This window comes from Sporosarcina sp. SG10008, from assembly GCF_044569405.1.
Classification (GTDB): domain Bacteria; phylum Bacillota; class Bacilli; order Bacillales_A; family Planococcaceae; genus Sporosarcina; species Sporosarcina psychrophila.
Genome location: NZ_CP172607.1, coordinates 241,749 through 263,690, shown reverse-complemented (window position 1 = coordinate 263,690; position 21,942 = coordinate 241,749). Strand labels below are relative to the sequence as shown.

The window sequence follows — 21,942 nt, the reverse complement described above, 5'->3', positions numbered from 1 at the left end:
AATTCAACTCCAAAATAAATTCCTCATATTTTCTCTCCTCATACGAGTACAGCTTTTCGTTTATGTTTTTTTGCTTGCTCTATGTTTTTCATTTTGTTATCCCAACAAGCCCGACTTAAATCTACAGGATATTCCGCTGGATTTAATGAACGTTTATATTCGTCCCATAAAAGATTTAGTTGTTGCCCAGCATACGATTGAATCTGGTGAATTGACGGACATTCATAGACAAGCGTGCCATTATCGAAAATATCTTCGTGCAAGTCTTTTGCCGTAAAATTGGTGACGAAATTTCCAATGTAGGTATGCACAGGATGAAACATGTGAAGTTTGGCTTCTTTTTCAGGTTGTTCGTTGGCTAAGGCGATATAATCTCCCTCTGATTTTTTCGTCAGATTATTGATAATACGGTATACCTTTTTTAATCCTGGTGTTGTGACTTTTTCAGGGCTTGCAGAAATTTTAATCGTGTCACGCATCTGGCCGTTGTCATCTTCAATCGAGACCAGTTTGTACACAGCACCTAAAGCTGGTTGATCGTAGGCGGTGATGGCTTTGGTACCAACTCCCCATGCATCGATTTTCGCTCCTTGTGCGTGTAAGCTCATAATGGTATATTCATCAAGGTCATTCGAAGCATAAATTTTAGTGTCAACAAATCCTGCTTGATCTAATAACTTTCTTGCTTCTTTGGAAAGGTAAGCCAAATCTCCACTATCTAAGCGAATGCCTACAAAATTTATGTTGTCGCCTAGTTCTTTGGCGACTTGGATTGCTGTAGGAACTCCTGATTTTAGCGTGTCATAGGTATCCACTAAGAAGACACAATTTTTGTGACTTTTCGCATATTTATGGAAAGCAGTGTATTCATCTTGATACGCTTGAACAAAGGAATGGGCATGTGTTCCTGTAACAGGAAGACCAAATCGTTTTCCTGCCCGAACATTGCTTGTGCTAGAGAATCCACCAATATAAGCAGCTCTTGTCCCCCATAATGCAGCATCAAATTCATGTGCGCGTCGTGTACCAAACTCTGAAACGGGTTGGTCACCCGCGACTTGTTTAATCCGAGAAGCTTTGGTTGCGATGAGCGTTTGATAGTTCACGATATTTAACAAGGCCGTCTCGATAAGTTGCGCTTCAACTAACGGTGCTTCGATACGAAGAATGGGCTCGTTGCCAAATACAACTTCCCCTTCTTTCATGGCACGAACAGTTCCTGTAAAACGTATAGTTCGCAAGAAGTCAACATAGTCCTCCTGATAGCCAAGTTCTATTAAATAATCTAAATCGCTATCAGAAAAATGAAATGCTTGGAGATAATCAATGATTCGTTCCAATCCAGCAAAAAGCGCATAGCCATTTCCAAACGGCAATTTCCGAAAATACAATTCAAATACAGCTTTTTTGGTATGAATCATATCATCCCAATAAGCTTTCGCCATATTGATTTGGTACAAGTCCGTGTGAAGGGCGAAGCTATCATCTATATACTTGTTCATTACACTTACCTCCTAACCTAACAAAATGCGCTCGGACCTGCTTACGATAAATAGACTTTTTTATGCATTAGTTTCATTACTTTTCTGTAAGAGATCTTTTGCAAAGTCAACAAGTTGACGTGCTTCTTCGGTCCGAAGAAAATTCTCATCCAAACCATCAGGACCCAGACGGAAGCGATCCAGTGCGTCAGCATCCTTGAAAATCTGATACAGCAGCACAGCCTGTTCACTTAAATCGGAAGACTTCGCAATCTCTGACAAACCTAGCGAATCATCCTGGTCATGGTAATAGGTAATGTAGTAGGTTTGTGCATCGTAGGACAAACCGTGCTCACGGCAATACTCTTTGTAATACGCTGCCGCACGACTACCATGTCCTTTATCAATCCCATCATCGTGGCGTCGAGAGTCATGGAAAACAGCCGCCATACCCAGCGCGTCCTTTTCCTCCTCACTCAGACCTTTTTGTGGCCGATGAGGAGGGCCAGTAACAGAACGCGGGCGCAATGGGCTTTCGTATGCCATTCACTATCCGGCAGCCAAAACTCTACATTTTTCTCCATGAATGTATACCATCGTTCATAAGGCTTTTTGATTGGTTGGCAGACAGGTTTATCCAGAATAGTTGACAGAAACATTAGTCATTCTCCCTCTCTTTTCTACTAAGGTAAATCAGCTTATTTCAGTTGAACTAATTGCTCTAACACTTCCGCAATATCACCGTCGATACCAATGGATTTATCAGCAATGAGATCTGGAATATAAAGCTCTCTCCCCTTATTAAAGGTAATATAGGTAGCATTTTCTTCTGAGTTAGCTATATTCATAAATGGGGCTTTAATCAATTGATTTCTTGCACCTACGCCTAATTCCAGTAAGACTATTTTTTTGCCATGAGCATTATCGATAAAATCCTGATAAGCTTGAAAGCTGGCTTGCCATGCATCACCTCTTAGAAAATTGCGATCGACTTCTACATGGACTTGCATTGGACCACCACATTCTAGACATTTAGGAATAAGGCTTGAAGGAACTTTTCCGTTTTCTTGGTTCCGGGCCATTTCACTCAATATTTCGTCACCTTGGTAAATTTGATGATGGCAACCATGAGAACATTGCAAATACCGACTATTGCCCTCTAGTTCGAAAAGGCGTTCCTTTGGAAATCCTGTCAGTTTAAAATGAGAATCTGTATTAGAAGTAACCACAAAATAATTTTTATCCTTCACCAGTTCATAAAGGTTTTTCATAACAGGACTAGCTTCCTTGTTGTTTAAAAAGTAGGCGTACATACGGCTGAAAAATGCCCACTTCTCTTCCTCAGAAGGATATGGATAAAAAGCTCCCTGTAGGATGCTACGAAAACCATATTTCTTACGAAAATCGCCAAAATGTTCTATGAAGGACGAATCCTCAGCAAAAATATTAGTACCTCCAGAAATGGCGAGGCCGTTACTTGCGCCAATTAGAACACTGTCCGCATTCTTGATTTTGCTTAAAACGTCTTGATAGTTCTCTTTCATATGATCCTCCATTTATATAAAATTTTGATGAATCTATTTTACTTAATGAATTCGTGTAATGCGTAGTCGAATTGCTCCCTACTTATCAAATAGCCGAATCTCTTTTTTCCTTCCCGCTCAAAGCATCTTGTAAGACACGTGCAATATCTTCTTTAATGGCAAGTCCTTTTTCACTTAACTCTTGAGGAACGACCGCATCTTTAGGATTTATTGTAATATAGTAGGCATCCGGAAAACTGTAAGTCATGTTCCAAAACGGCTCTTTAATAAACATTGGTGTCATTGTTCCAACGCCTAATTCCAGAAAGAGAATCTTTTTATCTTTGTTTTTTATAAGAAACTCATTGTATTTTCTTAATTCACTTTGGTAAGAGCTTCCTTCAAGAAATACATAAGAGCGCACCCATGGTTCCATTTCCTGTCCGCATTTTGGACATACTGGAATTAACTCTGTTGGGATTCTGGTTCCATCTATGTTTGCATACATGTTCTCAACCTGCTCTTTATTAAAATAAACCTGATCATGGCAACGGGAGCCACATTGAAAATAACGCATATCCCCTTGAATTGGGGAAACTTTCTCATCGGGGAAAGTCTTGGAAAACTGTGCGTCTTGATTCGTTGTAACAACGAAATAGTTTTTTCCTTGAAGGAGTTGCAATAAATCAAGGTAAGGGCGACCAGCTTCGGCATCATGTAAAAACTTGATTTCAGTAGCAAGAAAAGCCCAGCGTTCCTCACTTGTAGAAAAACGGTAATAAAAGCCCTCAAAAAGGTTTTTAATACCATACTTATCTGCAAATTTCCCAAAATGCTTCAGAAAATTTTCATCAGTATGATAAAAACTGTGTCCGATCGCCTCAGACATCCCAGCAGCGCCACCTACCACAATTGCCTCAGCTTCTTCAATTTTTTCCCGTAATGTTGCTATATTGTCTTGATATTGTTGTGTTAACATATTTTTTTGTCCTCCTTAGTATTTTTTGCTTTTCTATCATTAAACTACTTTCGCCTTCTCGTTCAGGGCATCTTCAAGCACTCGGGCAATATCTTCGTTAATTGCGAGTCCTTTTTCGCTTATCTCTCTAGGAACCACCGCATCTTTAGGATTGATGCTGATATAGTATGCATTCGGCAAACTATGAGTCATCTCCCAAAATGGTTCTTTAATAAACATCGGTGTCATCGTCCCTACGCCCAATTCCAAAAATAAGATCTTTTTATATTTATTTTCCATAAGGTATGCTTGAAATTTCATTAATTCGCTTCTGAAATGGCTTCCTTCCAGAAAAACACGGGATCGCACCCACGGTTCCATATCCTTCCCGCATTCTGAACAAGTAGGTATCAACTCTGTGGGAATTCTAGTTCCCTCTATGTTTGCGTACATTTCCTCAACTTGCTTTTTATTGAAATAAACATGATCGTGACAACGGTTGCTACATTGATAGTAACGCCAATCTCCTTGAATCGCAGACACTTTCTCTTCAGGAAAAACTTTTGAAAACTGAGTATCTTGATTCGTTGTTAGAACGAAATAATTTTTGTCTTGTAGCAGTTGCAATAAATCAAGGTAGGGCTTTCCGGCTTCGGTATCATAGACAAACTTGTTAAGAGTAGCAATATAAGCCCAGCGTTCTTCTCTTGTTGCAAAACGGTGATAAAAACCATAAAAAATACTTTCAATCCCATACTTACCGGCAAATTCCCCAAAATACTTCAGAAAGATTTCATCTGTCTGATACCAGTTGTACCCGGCGGCAGCAGACATCCCAGCAGCGCCACCAACCACAACCGCCTCAGCTTCTTCGATTTTCTGAAGTAGTGTGTCTAAGTTGCCTTGATATTGTTGTGTTAACATACTATATTTATCCTCCTATTGATTTTTCTTTGTATAAATTCACGCATATATAGCTTTCCCTCAATAACAAACTTAAAGTGCGAGAGGTTCAATATATGTTTTGCCTGTAAAGCATTCCTTTACTTGAATCTAAATATATTATAGAGTGGATATGAACCAACAAACAAGTATGCACTTTTATGACGCATACTATCCAGGAGGATAGTGTAGATATGAATAATTCTAAAATGATTGTTGCTGACAACGAAGAAACCTCCTTCGGTTACACACTTTCTATTATTAACGGAAAATGGAAGCTGCTAATTATTTACAATTTATCGAAAAATGGCCCGGTTCGTTATAATGAACTTCAGCGTATGATGGGGAAAATAACTTATAAAACGCTCAGTTCTACACTTAAGGATATGGTAGCTGATGGTATAGTCCATCGTGAGGAATATCCACAAATCCCTCCAAAGGTTGAGTATAGCCTGACTGAAAAGGGGCAAACGCTTTGGCCTATTATCCAGACGATGTGCCAATGGGGAGATCATAATAAGGAAATATAAAAGAGTGAAATTCCAGGTATATTGCAAGGTTGACTTAATCCTGAAGAGTCAAAGAAAAAATGGTTCCATTCATCAGTATTTGATGATTGGAACCATTTTTATTTGGATTATCTCCACTGACTTTTGGTGAATTTCGTTCCCGTAAGTAGTGCTTGGCATTTATCTTTCGCTTTTGGTGCATAACAAGGCATTCTTATATTTTTCATATAACCAAATGAACCATTTAGACATTCTTTGTGAAATGAAAAAATTGTTGACAAAAAGTTCTTTAACATATAAGATACATTTCATCAGTTAAGTTTAGTTTACTTAACCGAAGTATAAGGAGGATATTATGCTTGCAAATCATCAAATAATGTTTAAAGAACTGATTGTCGTTTTTAGTGAATACTACTTAAATTATCTTTTATACAATAAAAACGCGCAAAAGTTCAATGCTTATAATTTAACTGCACAGCAAGATACGATATTATTTTTTGTGAAGGACAATCCATGTATCACGGCAAATGAAATCGCCCAGAAATTCGCGATTTCTAAAAGTGCTGTGAGCCAAGTATTATCGAAGCTCGAGGCACGAAATTTTATCAAACGTGAGGCCAATCCAACTAATCATCGCGAGTTTTTCATCGTATTAGCAAAAGAAGGTCTCGCTTATCAGGCATTAAGCGAAGAAGCAGATAAAGAATTTATGACAGAGCACTTCGCTGACATCGATTTAGAACAATTGCAAAATGTATTACAAACAATGAAGAAAGTGAATGCATCCATTTCATCCTCCAACAAATAGGACCGTGAATTGTTTGACCATTAAATAGAGGTAATCAATTATGAATCGAAAAGAGAAAGTGTCTATTGCACTTGCATTATCTAGTTTATTTATTGCTTTTGTGGGGATGGGACTTGCCGCACCAGTTATGCCATCGATTGCGAAGGACCTAAGATTAAGTGGTGCCGTTGTCGGTTACTTGTTCGCCGCGATGGCCCTTGCGCAGTTTCTGGCTTCCCCTTTTACAGGTGCATGGGTCGATTCAATCGGCCGTAAAAAAATGATGGTCATCGGTCTTTTGTTATTTTCATTTTCAGAGGCACTGTTTGGCTTTTCAAATGAAACGTGGCTATTATTTGTGAGCCGTCTACTTGGCGGTGTAGGTGCCGCCTTTATTATGCCCGCCGTTGTTACGTATATTGCCGATAAAACGACGCTAGCAAATCGTGCAAAAGCGTTAGGTTATCAATCGGCTGCGATTAGTTTAGGATTTATAATTGGACCAGGAATTGGCGGATTTATTGCAGAGTTTGGGATACGCGCACCGTTCTTCTTTGCTGCTGCCATTTCATTGATTACTGCCATTGTTATTTCCCTTGTATTAGACGATTCGATTTCAACAGAGCAGCTACAAAAAAATCGGGCATCCGCTGTACGACCAGCGTTTATTCAGGAGTTTAAAAAATCTTTTCAGCCACAGTACTTCACACCACTACTGGTCGTGTTCGTACTAGCGTTTGGACTTGCCGTTTATGAAATGATGTTTAGCTTATTCGTCGACGAAAAGCTTGGCTTTACGGTCCGTGATATTTCGATCATTATTACAGTCGGCTCAATCGCTGGGGTTGTCGCTCAAATTTTATTCTTTGATAAGATGGTCAATGTAATTGGTGAACGAATGCTGATTAATTTAACCTTACTATCTTCCGCTATTTTTATCTTTATTACGATTTTAATAGACGGTTACTGGACGATGATTGTCATTACGAGCATTGTGTTTTTCTCTGGTGATATTTTACGCCCTGCTGTGACATCCTTTTTATCAAAAATCGCTGGGGAAAACCAGGGGTATATTGCGGGAATGAACTCTGCTTACACTAGCTTAGGCATCATAATAGGACCGATTATTGGCGGTATTTTATTTGATATCAACATCGATATGCCGTATGCATTTGCCGCAGTTGTGCTTGTCATCGCGTTTGTTATTTCAAGTACAAAATTAAAGAAGCCTCAACTCAATTAAACTAATGACTATTTCCCAAAAAATCTTTAGCTGGGAATGGGTAGTTACACTCTTAGCGATTGGACCTATTTTGGGCATTGTCGCTATACTCCCTTATAAACGCTTCGAATCTAATAACAAGTAAGTTGTAAGCAACCTTGAGTAATCCGTTACTCTCAGTTGCTTTTTTCAACTGCATGAGTCCTTAGATAAAATAAAACGAAGCTCACCACTAGAAATTGTGAAAGTTTACTACGGCCCTATCCGAGATAAATAACCAACTTATTTAGCATTGATTGGATGCGTATGCTTGATTTCATTAATTGAAAGATATAGTTTATAGTTCCCAAATTCTAAAATTTTATCTAAAAATGCATTTAACGTTTCATGTAAATCTACCTTTACTTTTAAATGGTAACAGCCTTCTCCCGATACTCGGTGAGCTTCAACTACCACATTTTGATTATTAATAAAACGTATAAATGAATCATGGTTTGCTGATTTCATATAAATAATTACAAACCCTGTATAAGAAAATCCTAATTTCATTTCATCAACTAGTAGAGTGTAAGCTTTAATTACACCACTTTCCTCAAGTTTTTTAATACGATTCCCCACTGCTTGTCCCGTCATATGAATTTGTTCACCTAAGTCTTTCCATTGAATACGTGAATTATTGGATAATAACTGAAGGATCTGAAAATCAATGTTATCAAGTTCCATAATACATTCCTTTCACCGTGAAATTTTTTGAGACAAAAGTGTTTCATCAACTTATCGATACAAATCAATATACGAGTTATGATTATAGTGTATCAAAATACTGTAAATGAGGTGGAGAATAATGAGCACAGCTCTAATTATTGTAGATATTCAAAATGACTATTTCCCAAATGGAAAGATGGAATTAGTTAATCCAGATAAAGCGGCCGCTAATGCTGCGAAAGTTCTTGAATCGTTTAGACAGAACAACAATGAAAACATTTTCCATGTTCAGCATATCGCAGCTGATCCAGCATTAGGATTCTTCCTTCCAGATACGGAAGGTGCTGAAATACATGAAACTGTTCAACCTTTGGAAAACGAAAGCATTATTATCAAACATTTCCCTAATAGTTTTTTAAAGACTGATTTGGAAAGCAAATTAAAAGAAAAAGGAATAACAAAGGTAGTGGTTGTCGGTATGATGACTCATATGTGTATTGATGCAACAGTTAGAGCTGCAGTGGATTTAGGCTATGAAACAACTCTTATTGAAGATGCATGTGCGACAAGGGACTTATCTTATGAAGGTAAGGCCGTTCCAGCAGAACAGGTTCATTATGCATTTGTCGGCGCACTTAACGGTATGTATTGCGCTGTAACTTCGACTGAGGATTTCCTGCAATAAGAAACACAATCTTAAAGAACAAATAAATGTAAAAGGCATTTGGGAATACGCTTATTCCCAAATGCCTTTTAACTTTTTCGTTTTTCAGAAACGGTCATCGGATATTAGTCGGAAAACTATACGAAGTTTTACGTATTTATTTTGACTTATACAGTAATGGCATCCTTTACTACCACATCTAATTTAACTTTTTATGGGTAAATTACTGACCAAATCCTGAAATCCGGGTTACTTTCCCTTCCGGAAGATCATCCATACTTAATTGTTTGAATTCTAACTTTGTTTGATCATTTACTTTATCTAATACCATTGCTAGAAAATTATTCATTTTCTTCACCAGATCCCTTCGTGAATTTAATCTTCGTTTTATTTGTATACATAAACGATTCGTGAAAAAAGAGTTAAATTCTCTATTCGTTCAAAACTTCATTTCTTTACTCTTTTTTGTTTAGAATTTCCTTTTAAAATCATACACGTACTAGTTGAATGAGCAACAAGACTTCCTTTTTCATCATATACATGACATTCCAGTAGTCCAACTGTGGCGCCTTTTTTAATTAATTTTCCCTCAGCTCGAAGTTTCGATTCATAAATAGGTTTAAGGAAATTTAATTTAATTTCCATTGTTGTAAAAAGTTCATCTTCAGCAAGCGTACTAGCAAAAGCATATCCCATCGCAGCATCAGCTATATCACATAGTATCCCACCATGCAGCGTGCCCATCGGATTATGCAATCTTTCAGAAGCTTCTATTTCTATAACAACTCTACCTTCTTCAACATCTACCACCTTAAAACCAAGTACTTGTGCAACTGGGGGTTCAGGTATTTCACCCGTCATCATTTTCTTTAAGTTTTCTAAGTGATTCATTATCACGTCTCCTAAATAATAAATTTTAAATTTTTAAGCGTATTTTTCAACTACGCAGGTGAAGATGTCCATCGTCTGGGTAAATGATAAGCTGATAGATATCAAATTCGCCCCTTCCCTTAGAAAGTTACAATAACTTTACCTTGCGAGTGGCCAGTAGAAACTTTATGTAATGCCTGATTAATGTCGTCAAATTTATAAGTTGAATCAATTGAAGCCGTAATATCCTCATTTTCAATAAGACTAGTAATCTCTTGTAACTGTCTTCCATTGGCTTGCACAAATAAAAAGTGATATTCTTTTTTATCTTTTGCTGCTAAACGATCTAAACGAGCACCCGCTAAACCAAACAACATTCTTTTCCACATTGGAAGGTTATTTTCAACGGCAAAGCGATAATTGGGTGTAGCCTTCAATGATACTAATTTTCCATGAGGTTTTAAAATACTAAGTTCCATTTTTATTTCAGTTGTACCTAAGGTATCTATAACGTAATCTATATTGGATAGAACCTCAGCATAGTTTTCTTCCTTATAATTTATATATTGACCTGCCCCAATCGACAGTGTACGTGATCGACCTCTTTCACTGCCACTTGTAATCACATATAACCCCATTGATTTAGCAATGGGAATTGCCATAGCACCAAAGCCACCGGTTCCTCCAGGAATAAATAGCTTTGTATTAGGCTGAACATGGAGTAAATCCTTCAATGCTTGATAAGCTGTTAAAGCAGTAAGGGGGACCGCAGCCGCTTCTATAAAGGATAGATTTTCAGGCATTTTAGCTATAGCATCATCTTTGACCGCCACATATTCAGCAAAAGCTCCTATTTTATTCACCGGCAATCTCGAATAAATTTTGTCGCCAACCTGAAAATCAACAACATCTTTACCAACCGCCTCTATAACACCAGATAGTTCATTGCCTAATGTTAGTGGAAACTCATAATCAGCAATCATTCGGACACTGCCATTTAAAATCAGAATATCTAATGGATTTACACCTGCTGCTTTTACTTTAACAAGCACCTCGTTATTATCGATTTCCGGTATTTCCACATTATTTATTTCCACTTGAATTCCTTTTGAGTATTTCTGCATTTGAGCAGCTTTCATACTTTTCTAGCTTCCTTTCCACTTAAAAATCTAATGGCGTACAATTTTTAGTTGTACGCCATTCATCATTTCACTTATTCTTACTGCTATTGAGATTTTTATTCTTCCATTTTAGGATAATCTGTATAACCCTGTGCACCACCAGCATAGAGCTTAGTTACATCCGGTTCATTTAGGGGAGCGTTTTTCTTTATACGCTCAATGAAGTCCGGATTAGCTAGTGCCCAAATCCCTACTGTTGCGACATCTGCTAGACCATTATCCAAGTCCACAGTAAGTTGTTCAAGTGGACGTCCCGCTCTATTTACCACTAGTGGTTGTGTCCACAATTGACGTATTTCTTGTAATAAGGGTTCATTGCCAAAGTGCATAATATGAAGATAAGCCAAATCAAGCTTATTTAATTCCCCTATTAAATATCGATACATCTCAATATTTGTATCACCTTCCTCAATTCCGTTCAATGTCCCTTGAGGCGAGAACCGAATTCCCGTTTTTTCTGCACCAATTTCATCAATGACTGCTTTAGTTACTTCAATTGCAAATCGAGCCCGGTTTTCAATTGAACCACCATAGGCATCTTGACGATGATTTGAGTTCTCACTAAGGAACTGTTGAATTAGATACCCATTTGCCCCGTGAATTTCGACTCCATCAGCTCCAGCTTCAATTGCTGCGGCTGCGGCTGTACGAAATTCTTGAATGACTTCTTTTAGCTCATTTTGACCTAATTCCCTAGGCGTCGGGATATCTTTCATCCCCTCAGCTGTAAACATTTCTGTGCCAGGTGCAATAGCAGAAGGTGCAACTGCTTGTCGATGAAGTGGTGTATTGTCAGGATGTGAAACACGCCCTACATGCATGAGCTGAATGAATATGCTGCCACCTTCATTGTGTACACGACTCGTTATTTTCTTCCAACCTTCTATGTGAGATGGTGTATAAATCCCAGGTGTATTTAAGTACCCTTGACCATCATTTGAAGGTTGTGTACCTTCACTTATGATTAAACCAAAAGAAGCACGTTGACCATAATATTCAGCCGCTAACTCGCCTGGGGTACCATCAGGTAAAGCTCTATTTCTCGTCATTGGTGACATACCTAGGCGATTTTTCAATATAACGTCTCCAATACGAACCTCTTCAAATATTTTTTTCATTTTCATTCTCCTTTTTTGTTGTCATATAGTCTAAGCATAAAGTGGTTAGTAATAATTGATTATCTATGACTAATTGTCTTCTCCCCCCTTAATTACTTAGAATCAAGAAATAGCTTTACATGTCCGGCAAACTGTTCTGGGTACTGGAATAGATGTCCATGTCCGGAGTCTGGATAAATAATGAGTTGGGCATTAGGTAAGTTTTCCGTAAGAATATAACTGTTTTCGGTCGGAACCATGACGTCTTTAACCCCATTAGTCACGAGTACCGCTTGCGTAATCTTCTGCAACCAGTCGTATTTCTGTTCAGGATCCCGCTCAGTCCATTGGGAGATTGCCTGTAATTGCGCATCGAGCACTTGAGGTGAACTTTCCACTTTTTTCTGGCTCAAGATTCGTTTTAATGAAGATATTCCAGCCGTCCGACTCGTTTCGGTCGGACCGTAAAATAGGAGCAAGAAATTCTCCAGAGCATCATTTTCATCTCCACCAACTTGAGTCATCGCTTCATACACGTCTTTTCTAGGATCATTGACACCGGATTGTGGACCAGTTCCCGCCAAGACGATGCGTCGTACCATATTTGGCTGCTGCAATACTAACTCCTGTGCAACAAATCCGCCAATTGAAAAACCAAGGATATCGACTCTCTCTAAGCCAAGTGCTTTAATGAAAGTCGCTGCATCCTTTGCCATCTCAGCTACAGTAGTCGGAGTTTCACCACTGGATTCACCGACACCAGCATTATCAAAAAGAATAATAGGTCGACTTTCAGCTAAAACACCAATCATATTAGGATCCCAATTTTCCATTGTTCCGCGGAAGTGAATGAAGAAAACTAGCGGAATTCCTGTTTCTTGGCCGAACTTTCTATAGGCAAATCGGATCCCTCCAGCTTCGATATAACTTGATTCAGTTGGAATTGTAAATTTTGACATCATTTTTCCCCTTTCGAACGGTGAGTTCGGATTGATTTGATAAATTATAAATTAATTGCAATTTCATCTGCATTTCTAGAATGTTCGTTCTAGAAAGGTAAAAAAAAAGAAAGTTAGTCTAACACTGAAAGTGTCATGTCAACAATGCTTTCTAATTTCTTTTTATCAGCCTCAATCTTCACTAATACGCGTAACCCTACAAGTGAATTATGAAGAAAAAGAGACAATACTTCAGGATCATGATTCTTAGATATTTCTCCGTTTTTCTGCCCATGTTTCAGCAGCTCATAAAAGAGAGCTTCTGTCTTTGTAAACATTTCTGCAATCTTTGTTGCAATTTCCTCGTCAAGCAAAGATAATTCAACAGCTGCATTTACAGACAAACATCCTTTTGGCAAATTAAGATTTGGGTAAATTATCATGTTAAACACTTCTCGTATCCCTTGTTTTACCAGTAATTTTGAACCTACTCTCTTCTTCGTTTCACTAGTAATTAACTCTTCATAGTGAGATAAGGCACTCAAAAACAATGTACGTTTGTCGCCAAACGTATCGTAGATGCTTCTGCGATGAATGCCCATATAGTCTACTAGCTCTTGCATAGATGTTTTTTCATACCCTTGTTGCCAAAAAAGCTCCATGGCTTTTCTTAATACTTGATTTACATCAAACTCTTTACTTCTAGCCATAATTCCTCCCTAAATACGAGCACCTTAACAAGAATGAACATTCTAATTATAGGACATTTAACTGCAACTAATTTAACTTCTCTTAGAATATCATTTCTAGAACGATTAGTAAAGAATAAGAAAAAACATAGAATAAATTAAACTCCAAGTTTTGTCTGCCTGTGCATCACACAATTCGAATTAATTCTGAATCGTGTCTGAATTGCACCGTGCACAGGCAGCACCCACTAACAATCGCGCTTGTTTGCTTTATTAAATCTACTTAAAATAATTGTTCCTATGAAAAATATTCTAACCAGAAGATGAATCCAAATAAGGTAATAACAGTTAAGGTAAGCTGAATTAGTGATACCTGAAAGTCTTTTCTGTTATCCGAAAATCTCCATTCTATATATGCTTGAACACCTATTTGAGTTAGTATGAAAAACCCAAATACTATATATGTTATAAAGGGCTGACTATTAAAAAGGGTTGCACTAGTTATTAAAAAAATCACAAAAACTATACGGAGTGTCCAATCGACTTTTTTATGAAATTCATTTATATGATTATATGAAAACCATTTCTTTTTACTTGCACCCATTCTATAACGAAAAACAGCTGGAATAACGCCAACCAGTAAAATAACAACTGATAGTATTTTAATAAGTTCTATCCAAAACCCAGGTGGCATTCCAGGGTACCCCATTTAAAATCAACTCCATTCTAGATTCCTTCCACTTCTACCACTAACTATATTATTGCAACGTACACAGGCAGCACTTACTCAATATGGCAATGGTTCAGGAATAATTGCAAGGGGAATAGCCCCGTACCGCCTACCCCAATATATGAACTTGCTAAAGCCCCATTATAGGGGTTAAACGGGAGTCACAAAGTGCTATTATCGCTATAAAATGTTGCTTTTATTTTCTATTAGATAACTCTTTCCCCTCCCATAAATTCAGCTTTTTAATATATATCCTTTTCAGAATCTTTATACTCTGTAATAAGAAATCCAACTTTAGATGTTTGATGGTTTCGACCTTTAAAGTCTCTTTCATCAATACCATAGGCTGACCATCCTTCTTTCCCAATGTAAAAAGTCAGTATGTTCTTGTATCCGAACTTTTTAGCTACTTGATCTTCACTGATGAATTTTAACTTGTTTTGAGTTAGAAACTTACAGATTCTCTCTTGTGAATTATCCATTTTTACTCATCCTCTCATTTTTAAATGAAATGTTCTTTTATTGTTTGGTGGGAAAAGAGTTGCGGATTGACTCCCCTTCTACAAGAGTACCAGTTGCCCACTAGCGTTGCATAGCAGTAAAATAATGTGAAAAAGGATTGGGATCAGAAATAAAGTTACATTAATACGAAAAAAAGGGCTCCTTCTGTAAAATGAAACTGACGACTAATCAGTTATCTACTCTACAGAAAGGAGCTTCCTTATGAAATGTGTAGACGAAAACTTAGTCTTTCGTCAATATTTATCTCTATTGCCAGTTAACATTTTGGCTTGTCCATTGATGTAAAGTTTTGTCTACCTGTGCATCACACAATTCGAATTGATTCTGAATAGCGTCTGAATTTAACAGTGCACAGGCAGCACTCACTGAATTTGTGAGCATATTCATCAAAATCCAGATTTTTATAAGGGAAGAATCCTTGATAGATTATTTATAACTCGCTTGTATAAACATTTATACGAGACGCTTCAAGTAAGCTTTAAAAATGAAGCACTTTCAACCTTTACAGCATTCGGAACAATCGGGTACTTAACGAAATGAATTGATGAAGATTTCCATACATCCGTTGAAGACACGGCAGCAGGCTTAACAAGCATTAGTAAAATGGCGTATCGAGTGAATGGTATATAAGAATTTGTCGCATTTCAAAACGGGAAACAAAACGAGTGCCAGGTACCGCAAAATTTCCAAAACAAAAAACGACCACATCAAAAGATGAAATCGTCTTTGTTATATATGTTGTTGCCATAATGATGCCACACATCGCTTAAACGTTGCTGTGACATCAAATATGTAGACAGCGAGAGTCGAACCCGCCTCTAAAGACCTACATATTTAAGTAAATATACTTGCAAATGTTGACTATCCACTACGCTAAAATCAAATCGCATTTTTTTAAAACTGTCATAAAAGTTTCTTGCACAGATATGCAATATTCAAAAAAGAAATGCATGGCTAAATCAGCATATCCGCATCCTATCCATTTGCCTATCTTACTTTTTATCGACCTTCCTTTTAAACTTTTGCCAAAACCTTTTTTTTCCTTTATGATCATCAAGAAAAGCCCAAATAGAGAATGCACTCACAGCAATCAAACCAATATAAACAGACAATTCCCAGTATGTAAATAACAGAAGGTAATCCCATATAGAATTCCCTCGAACAAACACATCATACGGATCGGCATTTCGATAGCTAATTGGTAGTTTGTCTCCTATGCCATATTGCCGATAGGTGTGTCGCGTTACGTCTTTGGCCATTTCAAAAGTTCTGCCCGTATGATCTTTATAAGAGATGGTTAAATCCCGAATTGAGTCTTCGTATTTCCGATAAGTCGTATACTCGAATCGGTCAACGACTGTAGCTTTCGTTTTTGTCTTTCCGAATGGCTGCACTGTTCGAATCAGGTTCACTACAAAGCTTTTGGCAATGAAAAGAAAAATTGCAATGACAATACCTGCATTTCTCCAAGCCCTTTGTCTCGAATCTACTTTTTTCTTTCGTTTCTTTTTCCTCATTCTTTTCCTTTTTTTAAATCGCTCAGAAGATATCTTCTCTTCTAAGCGCTCCAATGCAGGAATGGATAAGAAAAAGGCCACGAGTAAACAGAAAGCTATAAACGCAAAAACAAAAATAGCAATCAAGTAATAGAGGCCATCAATGAGTAAATCGCGCAGTGTCGAAAAGGTTGTAGCACCTGTCAAATAACCATTAATCGTATCGCCAATTTCAATGTTCTCTATCTGACTTTTGGAAACACGGTTGCGATATTTAATCTCTTCTCCGCCAGCAAGTTCGACCCAAACAAAATAGGTAGGAGGGGTGAATAACCCTTTGCTTGCTGTTTTTTCAATGACTGTCGCTTCTGCTGATCGAATTGAAGCTAAATCGTACTCATCCAGATAAGAATCGATCATTACCCAAGTGAAAAGGCTGAAAAATAAGCCTAAAACTAGAAGCCCAGCTAATTCTTTGATGTTTGTCATAATTTCCTCCATAACCATCCTTCCACCACCATATCAAACAGACGTTAAAATACAAGCATAAAAAAACTACCAGCAAATGCTCTGATGGCAGGTCTACTTAAAATTCACCGTAGGGTTATTTCAAAACTTCTGCACTATAGAATCATCCTTTACAAGAAGTTCTACTTCTTTAGTGTCATGACCATAACCGTCTAGAATGATATTCAGAGAATAGTTACGATTCACTATTGAAGTAGCACCCTCACTTGCATGTTGAATGATTTCTTCATCTTTTAGTTCGTTCATTTCTTCAATTGTTAGCGTTGTGTAGCCACAGTATGTTGTTACATCCCCATCTTTAAAAACAAACACTTCATCAATACGACTATCTCTTGTTAGATCTTGATTCGCTATGAACCAAACTGGATACTTTTCAAAACCCTTACTTATCAGTATAAATTCATTTTCTCCAGCTTCATTTACTTTTGAAGTGTCTGTTTACGTTGCATTTTCAGTGCTTCACGTCTCCGCATCCACAAGCTGTTAAAAACAACGCAGTAGTAATAACCATCAATAGCGCGAACCTTCTTTTCTTTAAATACATTTCACGCCCTCCATTTTTCAACAAGCTAAGCTTCATAACTCGTTACATAAAACACATTAATTAATGCCCCGAAGCCTTCATACCCATTATGTCAGAGTTGCCCCATTCAACTTTGTCACCCAGTTTATTATTAACAAATTAACGTGCCACAAAATGTGTTTCTTTTCCTAAGCAATAAAAATAGGGATATTGCACAGGAGTTTACCTCCCGTTCAATATCCCTACTCTCTAAAACCGTTAATAAGACTACATTATCAGCCATATCTCTATGGAGACGGCGGGAGTCGAACCAATCGCTTCAAGAAACGCTATAATACCAGTGTTTTCAAGGGTTTATAGCCGCTATGTAAAATGTTTGACTACATTTTTGACTACGTCTGATGAAAATTACCTTGCGAGGGCAAAGTGTTTTCTTTAATAAACCTAGAGTTTGAGCAACTCAAGTTGTTCAAAAGACTTTATTGTAAGGCTACATTTCCAGCTCCAACCAAGCCTCACACTCAACATGCACGGTTTGAAGCGTGTAGCCGAATGGCAGCAATTCAGTTACGACCGTTGCGAATGTGTCAGGATTGCATGATACATAGACGATCCGTTTTGGTTTGGAACGTCCAATGTGGCGCATCACTTTCCTACCAGCCCCGCAACGTCGTGGGTCGATCAACAGAATATCAGCGAATCCGAAATGATCATGCATCTCATCCAGTCCCCTGCGTGCATCACGGGCAATTAATGTCGTGTTATGCAAATCATGAGGTAGTGAGGGGAAATACATTTTCACTATCAGGATGCAGTGTGACGCGGACTATTGTTAATTCTTCTTGCGACATTAAAAGAACTTCCTAAAATTGATACGTTGATCGTACCAGGGAGGCGCTGCGTTTGGATATGCGTTGTTTGATTGGGGGCTTACAGTGTGTCTAGCATACTTTTCTATTTTTGTGTATAAAAAGAGAAGCTAATCATTTTTGATTAACTTCTATTTTTATTTGCTCGTTTATTTTATTTCCCATACGCTTCATATATTGTTCCATGAACTTATAATCTGGTGTTCCATCCTCTTTTGTTGGAAGAAGGATGATTTGTTCTTTCATTCTTGTAGCATTGAATTTATATCCATATGCGTATTTAACTTTCTGTTGCAAGATAACAGCTTTCATAAATAAGAGAACATGTTTGTTATTTGGAAAACCTTTTAGTTTAAGTCGTTTAACATCATCTGAAAAAACAGCAGAATAAGGATGATAAAAATTTTCTACAACACTACCGTTATAATTTACCCCCAAGACATTACGATCAATGCTAACATTTGTGTTAGAAGTAAACTCGGTTATCCCATTATTGCTATCGGTCGCTCCGATAAATGGAATTCTACCTGGTCGCATATTCGCCTTTGTTAATCTAACGCCACTGTCTATTGTAAAAATGTCATCCATCTTAAACGGATTCCATAATAAATCATCTAAAGACCTTAGATCTTCAATATCCTCATTTTTCTCAATCTCGATATTTTTCTCAATATCACTAAACATATTAGCTACATAAGTATCCATATACCCCCAATCAGGTTCTTGTTCTTTAATAGGTAAGAGGATGATTAAGTTCTTTAATCGAGTTGAATTGATGGTATAGGAATAGCTAAACATTTTTGTTGCGTTTTCTATCATAGTTGCTACATACAGTAGATGGTTTCTTTTCAAATCTAATTTCGGAATACATATGTTTACTTTTGTACCTGTAAAAAAATGAAATTCTTGAACAAAAGGTTTACTTGTTTCATTCCCTATCGTAATAACAGGTAACTTACCACTATAAAGTTTTTCTGCTTCACCATCTATCATAAATTCAAAACCATTTCTGGTAACTTTTCTAGTAATATAAGGTGTTCCGTTTTCGTTTAGTTTTGCTTTGTTACCGTCAATAGCTTTGCCGATAATTACTTCAAATAAATCAGAGACAAGAAAAGGTGAATATATTATCGGATCATTCATTCTCTTCCTCTCCTCCTTCAACTTCAAAGAGATAACGCTTTCCATTAGCCATCATCTCGAATTTGAAAGTCAAGTAATCAGCAACTGTTTTCTGAAAAACATCTTCTGAAGGTATTTCATCGTTAAAGTAATAAAAACTATGTAACCATTCATCAGTGTCATTGATAGTCGTTTTTACAATAAAAGCTGTACCGTCATCTTCATCGCCTGCTAGAACTGCAAGTAGATGATCTAGCTTCCCTTTTTCTGAACCATCTCCAACAAGACCAACGTGTTTTCTCACAATATAACCATCATCTTCGTAATTTACAAATGAAACTCGCTTATTTTCAGGATGTTTAATTCTAGCCGTAAAAACAGCAATACAAGGATTTACACCTATTCCGTAGAATGTATCTTTATTTAATGTAATAACTGTTTCTAATGTATGACTCTCTAATATTTGGCTTTTTCTAGCTTTATCGTGACGATTTTTCCCGACCATTGTTGATTGCGGTACGATCACACATAATTTACCACCAACAACTAACATATCTAAAGCATGCTGAATAAAGCTTAATTCCGATAAATGTTGTGTTTGATCATTTTTTGCTTGAGAATAGGGCGGATTCATCAGTATTTTATTAATTCCATGTTCTTTCATAATATCTCTATCAAATGTCAAAGTATTATCACGAACAAGATTACTTTTTCCATCTCCTCGAAGAATCATGTTTGTTGTTGCAACCGTAAATAACTTCTGTTGAATCTCAATACCGTATAACCGATTTTGTTTAATATCTCGTTTTTCATCATCATTTTCAGCCTGTCCAAGCATTCTGTTCATGGCACTAATTAAAAAAGCTCCAGTTCCACAACAAGGATCTAAAACGTAATCTGATTTATTCACACTAATTAGTTCTGTCATTAAAGAAGTTATATGTCTTGGTGTTAAAACGATTCCTAGAGAATTTCCGTCATTGCCTCCGTATTTTACAAACTCACCGTAGAAATTACCTAGTATATCAAAGTCTGTATTACTTTTGATCTTATCCATAATCTCTGCTTCAAGAGTTGTAGTAAAGTACTTGAGAGGTGTCATTTCAAGATTAACGTTGATTACGTTTAAAGTTACATCTCTTTGTATAAAATTAAATTGGTCTAACATTTCACCAACTTTTGCGTAAGGAACAATACCGACATTTTCTAGATACAATCTTACTGCATTGAAAATGATTTCTCCATCAAATCCTCCTACACGATCAGAACCAGTCAATTGACTTAATGAAAAAGTTGGTTCTTCTAAAGCAAGTAAAATAGCTGAAACAACAGTCGCTTTTTTCTCACCTTCGAGCTGACCATAGTTTCTTAAATCTTCATGCATATCTGAAGCAATTTTATTTACTTCCCTTAATTCCCGTTCCTCTTTTGGAAGTTCACCAAGCACGGCTACTTTATAATATTCATCTATATTTTCAGGAGAAATATCTTCTAAACTTTTCATGTCAGGTAATTCTTTTATCCCTGTTTCCGATACAAAATAAGGTTTTATTTGATAATGTAATCCATCTCCAGCAATTCCTAATGCAATAATTTCTTTATAAGAGTTGGTTTTTTCAATGATATGTTTTGCGTAATGAATCGCTCCATTAACAGCATAATCTCTTCTAAATGGGAATTCAGTATCCACAACACCATCAACATTTTTATATTCAAGTCTATTTACTGCTAGTTTATCTTCTACAATAATTAAATGATCTCCAGAGAAGAAAATAAACTCAGGTTTCCCTATACCTGATTGTGTTTTTGATTTACTTGCATTTTTTAAAGCTTGTTTGATTTGAATGTTCGAGGACCCTTGCTCTTCATACTTAACACCTAAGTCTTCAATAAACCTTCTTACAAGCTGATCTGTACTTGTCTTTTCGTTCACCAAAATTCTCTCCCTACCTATTTTTATTAAACAATTATAATTATAATAGTAATTTAGATTAATCAACTCCACAATAAGAATCAATATTTATTACATACGAATAATTACAACTATTTATTAATTATTGCATAATAATTGTATTATAACAATTTAACCTTTAGAGCTTTAATAAACATCGCCCATAATCGATGTTAGGAGTGGTTATATTTATTCTAGATTGTATAGTGCAAAATGAAAGTACATAGTATTCCAATAAAATTAAGCGTTGCAACTTTACATGGAGAGGTGAGCATGGTACCTCTCTCGGCACAGCCAGTCCTTGTTGTGGCTGGTTTTCTAGCATGATAATCATGCTCACAGAGACTCCATGTCTAGTTGCAACATTATGTACTTTCCGTTGCACTTTTCAGCAATATGATCTTTCAAATTACATATATATACAATACACGAGATTTAGTAGATATTATATATGAAGGATGTTGAAAACATAAGAAGTAATGATTAAAATAATGATTGCATTTAGGGTTAAAATTATAATCAGTATCATAATTAAACAAAAAACCTTCTAATTTTTAATTAAGAAGGTTTTTTGAATGCATTTTTATATCATTAACAGGAGATACCAAGTTCCTGATGTCAATTCTGATTGTTAT

General features: G+C 36.8%; 23 protein-coding genes and 1 pseudogene. 4 read left to right on the top strand and 20 right to left on the bottom strand.

The window, feature by feature from the left end:
* Positions 1-38 precede the first annotated feature (38 nt).
* The 6 genes from ACGLYD_RS01345 to ACGLYD_RS01320 all read right to left on the bottom strand — a co-directional run bounded on the left by ACGLYD_RS01345 (position 39) and on the right by ACGLYD_RS01320 (position 4,886).
* The gene (locus ACGLYD_RS01345; RefSeq protein WP_187046709.1) at positions 39-1,502 is read right to left on the bottom strand and encodes a nicotinate phosphoribosyltransferase; all 1,464 of its coding nucleotides are present in this window, start codon (positions 1,500-1,502) and stop codon (positions 39-41) included.
* A gap of 60 nt (positions 1,503-1,562) precedes the next feature.
* Complete coding sequence (locus tag ACGLYD_RS01340; protein ID WP_399630918.1) at positions 1,563-1,931, bottom strand: hypothetical protein; 369 nt, start codon at positions 1,929-1,931, stop codon at positions 1,563-1,565.
* Between the two features lie 26 nt (positions 1,932-1,957).
* Entirely contained in the window at positions 1,958-2,140 is a 183-nt protein-coding gene (locus ACGLYD_RS01335) for a hypothetical protein (RefSeq protein WP_399630916.1), read from the bottom strand.
* Positions 2,141-2,179: 39 nt separating this feature from the next.
* The gene (locus ACGLYD_RS01330) at positions 2,180-3,025 is read right to left on the bottom strand and encodes a hypothetical protein (protein ID WP_187046707.1); all 846 of its coding nucleotides are present in this window, start codon (positions 3,023-3,025) and stop codon (positions 2,180-2,182) included.
* 85 nt (positions 3,026-3,110) lie between these two features.
* Entirely contained in the window at positions 3,111-3,983 is an 873-nt protein-coding gene (locus ACGLYD_RS01325; protein ID WP_399630913.1) for an NAD-dependent protein deacetylase, read from the bottom strand.
* Positions 3,984-4,022: 39 nt separating this feature from the next.
* On the bottom strand, positions 4,023-4,886 hold the full coding sequence (locus tag ACGLYD_RS01320; RefSeq protein ID WP_399630911.1) for an NAD-dependent protein deacetylase: 864 nt from the start codon (positions 4,884-4,886) through the stop codon (positions 4,023-4,025).
* 212 nt (positions 4,887-5,098) lie between these two features.
* On the opposite strand from ACGLYD_RS01320, the gene ACGLYD_RS01315 reads away from it, so the two are divergent.
* The 3 genes from ACGLYD_RS01315 to ACGLYD_RS01305 all read left to right on the top strand — a co-directional run bounded on the left by ACGLYD_RS01315 (position 5,099) and on the right by ACGLYD_RS01305 (position 7,443).
* Entirely contained in the window at positions 5,099-5,434 is a 336-nt protein-coding gene (locus ACGLYD_RS01315) for a helix-turn-helix domain-containing protein (RefSeq protein ID WP_255428583.1), read from the top strand.
* Positions 5,435-5,768: 334 nt separating this feature from the next.
* Positions 5,769-6,221 carry a MarR family winged helix-turn-helix transcriptional regulator gene (locus ACGLYD_RS01310; protein ID WP_399630908.1) on the top strand — a complete coding sequence of 151 codons (453 nt, stop codon included), beginning with the start codon at positions 5,769-5,771 and terminating at the stop codon, positions 6,219-6,221.
* Positions 6,222-6,261: 40 nt separating this feature from the next.
* Positions 6,262-7,443, top strand: a complete 1,182-nt coding sequence (locus tag ACGLYD_RS01305) for an MFS transporter (RefSeq protein ID WP_399630906.1) — start codon at positions 6,262-6,264, stop codon at positions 7,441-7,443.
* A gap of 261 nt (positions 7,444-7,704) precedes the next feature.
* On the opposite strand, the gene ACGLYD_RS01300 is transcribed toward ACGLYD_RS01305, so the two are convergent.
* Positions 7,705-8,145: an Lrp/AsnC family transcriptional regulator gene (locus tag ACGLYD_RS01300; protein ID WP_187046702.1), complete on the bottom strand. Its 441-nt coding sequence runs from the start codon at positions 8,143-8,145 to the stop codon at positions 7,705-7,707.
* 121 nt (positions 8,146-8,266) lie between these two features.
* Between ACGLYD_RS01300 and ACGLYD_RS01295 the strand changes: the two genes are divergently transcribed.
* Entirely contained in the window at positions 8,267-8,812 is a 546-nt protein-coding gene (locus tag ACGLYD_RS01295) for a cysteine hydrolase family protein (RefSeq protein ID WP_187046701.1), read from the top strand.
* A gap of 202 nt (positions 8,813-9,014) precedes the next feature.
* Here ACGLYD_RS01295 and ACGLYD_RS01290 read toward each other — a convergent pair whose 3' ends face one another.
* The 13 genes and pseudogenes from ACGLYD_RS01290 to ACGLYD_RS01230 form a co-directional block, all read right to left on the bottom strand.
* Complete coding sequence (locus tag ACGLYD_RS01290) at positions 9,015-9,149, bottom strand: hypothetical protein (protein ID WP_342537620.1); 135 nt, start codon at positions 9,147-9,149, stop codon at positions 9,015-9,017.
* Positions 9,150-9,238: 89 nt separating this feature from the next.
* Complete coding sequence (locus ACGLYD_RS01285) at positions 9,239-9,682, bottom strand: PaaI family thioesterase (RefSeq protein ID WP_342537619.1); 444 nt, start codon at positions 9,680-9,682, stop codon at positions 9,239-9,241.
* 119 nt (positions 9,683-9,801) lie between these two features.
* Positions 9,802-10,800, bottom strand: coding sequence for an NADP-dependent oxidoreductase (locus ACGLYD_RS01280; RefSeq protein WP_399630901.1), 999 nt, complete (start codon positions 10,798-10,800; stop codon positions 9,802-9,804).
* A gap of 98 nt (positions 10,801-10,898) precedes the next feature.
* On the bottom strand, positions 10,899-11,960 hold the full coding sequence (locus tag ACGLYD_RS01275; RefSeq protein WP_399630898.1) for an alkene reductase: 1,062 nt from the start codon (positions 11,958-11,960) through the stop codon (positions 10,899-10,901).
* Between the two features lie 92 nt (positions 11,961-12,052).
* Positions 12,053-12,898: an alpha/beta hydrolase gene (locus ACGLYD_RS01270; RefSeq protein ID WP_342537616.1), complete on the bottom strand. Its 846-nt coding sequence runs from the start codon at positions 12,896-12,898 to the stop codon at positions 12,053-12,055.
* A 113-nt stretch (positions 12,899-13,011) separates the two neighbouring features.
* Complete coding sequence (locus tag ACGLYD_RS01265) at positions 13,012-13,587, bottom strand: TetR/AcrR family transcriptional regulator (RefSeq protein WP_399630894.1); 576 nt, start codon at positions 13,585-13,587, stop codon at positions 13,012-13,014.
* A gap of 277 nt (positions 13,588-13,864) precedes the next feature.
* Positions 13,865-14,275, bottom strand: a complete 411-nt coding sequence (locus ACGLYD_RS01260; protein ID WP_399630891.1) for a DUF4181 domain-containing protein — start codon at positions 14,273-14,275, stop codon at positions 13,865-13,867.
* Between the two features lie 263 nt (positions 14,276-14,538).
* Entirely contained in the window at positions 14,539-14,778 is a 240-nt protein-coding gene (locus ACGLYD_RS01255; RefSeq protein ID WP_399630888.1) for a hypothetical protein, read from the bottom strand.
* A gap of 1,032 nt (positions 14,779-15,810) precedes the next feature.
* Positions 15,811-16,803 carry a hypothetical protein gene (locus ACGLYD_RS01250; RefSeq protein ID WP_399630885.1) on the bottom strand — a complete coding sequence of 331 codons (993 nt, stop codon included), beginning with the start codon at positions 16,801-16,803 and terminating at the stop codon, positions 15,811-15,813.
* Positions 16,804-16,923: 120 nt separating this feature from the next.
* On the bottom strand, positions 16,924-17,154 hold the full coding sequence (locus ACGLYD_RS01245) for a hypothetical protein (RefSeq protein WP_399630883.1): 231 nt from the start codon (positions 17,152-17,154) through the stop codon (positions 16,924-16,926).
* A gap of 701 nt (positions 17,155-17,855) precedes the next feature.
* Positions 17,856-18,134: pseudogene (locus ACGLYD_RS01240) on the bottom strand (23S rRNA (uracil(1939)-C(5))-methyltransferase RlmD); the annotation flags it as partial.
* A gap of 214 nt (positions 18,135-18,348) precedes the next feature.
* Positions 18,349-19,377, bottom strand: coding sequence for a restriction endonuclease subunit S (locus ACGLYD_RS01235; RefSeq protein WP_399630880.1), 1,029 nt, complete (start codon positions 19,375-19,377; stop codon positions 18,349-18,351).
* Positions 19,370-21,292, bottom strand: a complete 1,923-nt coding sequence (locus ACGLYD_RS01230) for a class I SAM-dependent DNA methyltransferase (RefSeq protein WP_399630877.1) — start codon at positions 21,290-21,292, stop codon at positions 19,370-19,372. Before ACGLYD_RS01230 ends, ACGLYD_RS01235 begins: the two co-directional genes overlap by 8 nt.
* Positions 21,293-21,942: the final 650 nt, after the last annotated feature.